The organism is Mongoliibacter sp., from assembly GCF_007692705.1.
Classification (GTDB): domain Bacteria; phylum Bacteroidota; class Bacteroidia; order Cytophagales; family Cyclobacteriaceae; genus Mongoliibacter.
The window spans coordinates 1-4857 of sequence record NZ_REBN01000057.1; the positions used below are offsets into that span (position 1 = coordinate 1).

Here is a 4857-nt window from a genome sequence, read left to right on the forward strand (position 1 = left end):
ATTGGTGGAAGCACCTTTATCCTGACTATGTCAATGTTATTTAGGAATTTGGAGATTTTGAGGGATTACCCAAAAGAAGCAAATCATATAAAAAATGGAGATAATTTCCTGACTTCTATTTTAGGACAATATGGTAAGGGGAAATTTATGGGAGACATCAAGCCAGCTGTGTATCGGAGACATTCTTCAGGGATTTGGTCGAAACTGACAGAGGAGCAAAAAACAGCCTCAAAATTAACATCCTATTATTGGACCTATCAATATTTCAATAGAGTTCAAAACAGTACAGGGCAAAAGGCTTTCCTAAATAAAATAGCTCAGAGTTTGAATAAAATTGACAAAGAGCACAATCTCATAGTCATCAAAAAAGGTATCCTTTCAAAATACTTTTCTTTTCTTTCAAAACTATTTAAACACTGATTTGAAAGTACTCATCATCAATAAACACATTTCATATGCTCTGGGGGGCTCAGAAATGCAATGTAATTTGATCGCTAAGGGGTTATTTGAAAGGGGCCATGAAGTGGTATATGGAGCTGTTTCTTTACCCGAGGATTTTAAGGTAGAGAGCGTCTATAAATATTATATTTGCAAATTGGATTTATCCAGAGAAAGTGCTGTTAAAAGCTTTCTAGAGCAACATCAGCCCGATATTATTTATTGGAGGTTTAATAAACATGGCTTAGATAAAATTATCCCACCGGCCAAGTCTTTAAAAATACCTTTCGTATATGCCGTCTCCCATATCAATGACGTGACGAGGTTTGCTTATAAGCCAATAAAATCCAGTAGTTTTTTAGGGGAATTAAAAGCAGAGCTCAATATATTGAGACAAAAGCTCAATTCAGCAATACAATTTTCCTATCTAAAAGAGATTTCAGGATTGACTTCGCTCAATTCTGATTTTATAGGAAAACTGGATGTTCCTTTCCAAAAAGTAATCAAAAATTCAGTTCCAGATGAAGCCATTTCCTTTCAAATGAAGGATCCTTTTGTGATATGGGTATCAAGTATCAAGGCTTCTAAGCGTCCAGAATCATATATCGAACTGGCTAGAAGTTGTAGTGATTTGGATGTGACTTTTCTGATGGTGGGACCGATACAGCAAAACAGATATGAAGAAATAATATCAAAAGCCCAAGCACTACCCAATTTTAGCTATTTGGGAAAAAAATCTCCCGAGGAAGTCAATGGGATTATAAAAAATGCCTTGATCTTAGTACATACCTGTGAGCCTGAAGGATTTGGTAATAATTTTATCCAAGCCTGGATGCAAAGTTGTCCAACTGTAAGTTTGTCCTTTGACCCTGACAACATTATTCAAAAGGAAGGTCTTGGATATGTTTCTGGCTCTCAAAAGCAATTGGAGATAGATGTTAGAAAATTGTTGGAAGACAATGAGCTGAGAATAGAAATGGGAGAAAAAGCCAAAAAATATGCTATTCAAAACTTTTCAGCAAATAGATTAACTGAAGAAGTAGAAAGTTTTTTGAAAAGTCTGCTAGATGAAAATCGTATACATAGCTAGTTCAATTATTCCTTCCCAGAGTGCTAACTCTGTTCATGTCATGAAAATGTGCAGTGCTTTGGCAAGACTGGGGAATGAGGTTACATTGTTGGTGCCTGATGCGGTCAATGAAATGCAGGAAGGTATAAATGATGTTTATGCATATTATGATGTTGACGAAAACTTCGAAATCCAATATATCAATTGGCCAAGAATAAAAGGAAAGGGAATTATTTTTGCGATTACCGCCGCGAGACGAGCTGTCCGTTTGAAACCTGATTTTATTTATGGCAGAAATATTTCAGCCTGTTATTTTTCTTCTGTTTTTGGAAAAGTACCAGTAGGCTATGAATCACACTCTCCTGTTAAAAATGAAGGGAGCTTATTGGAATATTTCTTTAGAAAAATGCTTTCAAAAAAGCATTTTGTGTTTTTGGCCGTAATCACCAAATCCTTAGAGAAATACTATCTTGAAACCTATGCAATAAGCAAAAGAAAAATTGTGGTGCTTCCAGATGCCTCTGATCCTGTATGTGCAAAAATTGCTTTGCCTTTTGAAAACAATGAGAGTAGCAAAAAACTCAGAATAGGCTATATTGGCAGCTTTCATAAGGGTAAAGGTATAGAAACTTTAATTCAGTTAATTTCTCAATATGCTAATGCCGAATACCATATTGTGGGTGGAAATCAAAAGCAGGTAACTGAAGCCAAAAGTGCACTGAGTAAAATAGATAATGTGAAATTCTACGGTTTTCTCTCTCAAAAAGAGGCCGAAAAAATTAGGGTTTCATGTGATGTATTATTAGCTCCCTATTCCAGCATAGTGAAATCGGCTGGAACATTAGAGATTGGGAAGTGGATGTCACCCCTCAAAATATTTGAATATATGGCCGCAGGAAAGGCAATAATTGCCACAGATTTGCCTGTTTTGAGAGAAGTTTTGAATGAAACAAACAGTATTTTAGTAAAGGAAAATGACATAAGAGGATGGGTTTCTGCCATTCAAAGACTACAGGACCCTCAAATGCGTAAAAAAATAGGCGAACAGGCATATATGGACTTTAAAGAAAATTTCACCTGGGATGTTAGGGCTAAAAGATTATTAGATGAAACAACAAGAACTTAGACTATCAGATGTCTTAAATGCAATAATGAGAGGCAAGAGGTTAATTATCATCTCTTTAATCATTGCTTTGGTTTTAGCCATTATTCATTTTGCCACTACACCTAAGGAGTATATTTCCAAAAGCACCCTGCTTCCAGTAATAGAACAGTCCAGTAGGTTGCCGGGGAATTTAGGAGGTTTAGCAGGCTTGGCAGGGTTAAATATGCCAACCAATCCAGGTAGTTCCATTCCGCCTAACCTTTATCCGGATGTGGTAGCTAGTACGCCTTTTGGGTTGTTTTTGGTCAAACAGGAATTTTATTTTCCTAGCTTGGGAGAATCTTTAACCTTAGAGGAGTATTTTGTGAAGTACCAGGAAGTTTCCCTGCTCCAAACAATTTTTAAACTGCCAAATAAATTCCTTTCACTTTTCAAAAGAAAGGATTCAGGCTCTTCACCTGTAATATCAACAGAAGATTCTCAATCAGAATCAGTCCGGTCAAGAAAACTTTCAGGAAGAGAAAACTCAGCCATTTCACAGATTAGAAGCAGGGTGAGTGCTGAAGTAGACATGTCCATGGGAATTGTAACTATTCAGGTGAAAATGCAGGATCCGGAAGTTGCAGCCCAATTGGTCGATCTAACTTATGAATATCTCTCACATTATGTAACTGATTATAAGTCCAGTGCAGATCTCAGAAATCTGGAATTCATCGAAGGAAGATTTGAAGAATCAAAAGAGCAATATTTCAAAGCTCAGGGTGAGCTTGCTACTTTTAAAGACAGAAATAGAAATATTGTTACTGCTGCAGCCCAAGTGAAAGAAGAACAGCTGCGAAATGAAGTGTCTATATACTATAATGTTTTCAATAACTTGGCCCAGGAGGTAGAGCAGGCAAAAATAAGAGTCCAAAGATCCACTCCTGTCTTCAATGTATTGGAACCTTCCTATGAGCCGCTAAAAGAATCAAGTCCAAAATTGATGCTTAATATCATCGTGTTTTTGTTTTTGGCCTTGGTGGTTTCCATCGGTTACATCCTTTTATTCAAACCTATTGAGGTCGAAGTTGACAGAGCATAAAGAATTCTATTTGCTAATCAATTCACTTAGACTAGGAGGTGCTGAGAAAAACTGTGTCAACCTGGCTAATGCTTTTGTGGAAAAAGGGATCAAAGTGACGCTGGTCGTTTTGGAGTTGAGAGATGCAGTTTTAAAAGACAAATTAAGCCCCGAAGTAAATTTGGTCAGCTTGGAAACTGCCCATGCAAGAGAGTCTATTTTCAAACTTCGGAAGTTGATCTTAGAGAATAATATTAAGCAGTTTTTGGTCTTCACTTTTCAACTTGCTGTTGTTTTAGTCCTGATCAGAAAAATATGGAAAGCAGAGTTTACTATAGTAGCCAGAAGTATCAATAGCCTTACTGAAAAATATAAGCATGAAAAAAGCTTATGGCATAAATGGATCAGCCAATTGATGGTGAAAAGATGGTTTTTTGAAGTAGATCACATCATAGCTCAATCCACTGGTATGAAGAAGGAGCTTTTGGTCCTCATGGGTAAAAAGCAAACTCCGGTAACTGTAATTTTTAATTTTCTGGAAGTAGGTCCAGAGAAAATCCTAATAGACCAAAAATCTGACAGAGAAGAAAGAAAACTTCTTTTTGTGGGAAAATTGAAACCTCAAAAAAACTTATTTTTTCTTATAGACGCCTTTGCTTTGGCCCTTGAGAAGAAACAGGGAATGACATTAAAAATTGTTGGAGATGGAGAGCTAAAGGCTGAACTTCAGGATTATATCAAGAGTAAAGGGCTTCAGCATTCCATAATTCTTTCTGGAAAGTCCGAAAATGTATCCGAGTACTACCTTGAAGCTAATTTGCTTGTGTTGACTTCCCATTATGAAGGTTTCCCCAATGTACTCGTGGAAGCACATTCCTTTGGTATACCTGTAGTGAGTATGGACTGTCCAAGCGGACCATCAGATATTGTCATTCAAAATGAAAATGGACTTTTGGTAAAAGACAAGAATCCAAAGATTTTTGGGGAAGCCATTATTCAAGCGTTGGAGTTAGGTTGGGAAAAAGAAAAGATCAAAGCATCAGTAGACAGGTTCTCCAAACAAAAAGCAGTGGAGGAATATTTGGAGGTTATGTCTAAATATTAGAAAGTAGATGTTGTTAAATCTTAAAATATCAGATTTGCTTCATAGCTTGATCATGATCTATCTGATCACCCTGATTTTTA

The 4857-nt window shown here is 36.6% G+C and carries 5 protein-coding genes; all 5 read left to right on the forward strand.

Translation table 11 applies throughout. The features are described 5' to 3' along the window. On the forward strand, positions 1 to 420 hold a 420-nt coding region (locus tag EA341_RS00950; RefSeq protein WP_293010804.1), incomplete at its 5' end, for a hypothetical protein. Position 421: 1 nt separating this feature from the next. Next, entirely contained in the window at positions 422 to 1528 is a 1107-nt protein-coding gene (locus EA341_RS00955; RefSeq protein ID WP_293010805.1) for a glycosyltransferase family 4 protein, read from the forward strand. Further along, positions 1506 to 2633, forward strand: coding sequence for a glycosyltransferase family 4 protein (locus tag EA341_RS00960; RefSeq protein ID WP_293010806.1), 1128 nt, complete (start codon positions 1506 to 1508; stop codon positions 2631 to 2633). The genes EA341_RS00955 and EA341_RS00960 overlap by 23 nt, the downstream gene beginning before the upstream one ends. Continuing rightward, the gene (locus EA341_RS00965) at positions 2614 to 3693 is read left to right on the forward strand and encodes a hypothetical protein (protein WP_293010807.1); all 1080 of its coding nucleotides are present in this window, start codon (positions 2614 to 2616) and stop codon (positions 3691 to 3693) included. Before EA341_RS00960 ends, EA341_RS00965 begins: the two co-directional genes overlap by 20 nt. Continuing rightward, positions 3680 to 4777, forward strand: coding sequence for a glycosyltransferase (locus tag EA341_RS00970; protein ID WP_293010808.1), 1098 nt, complete (start codon positions 3680 to 3682; stop codon positions 4775 to 4777). The genes EA341_RS00965 and EA341_RS00970 overlap by 14 nt, the downstream gene beginning before the upstream one ends. Positions 4778 to 4857 lie beyond the last annotated feature (80 nt).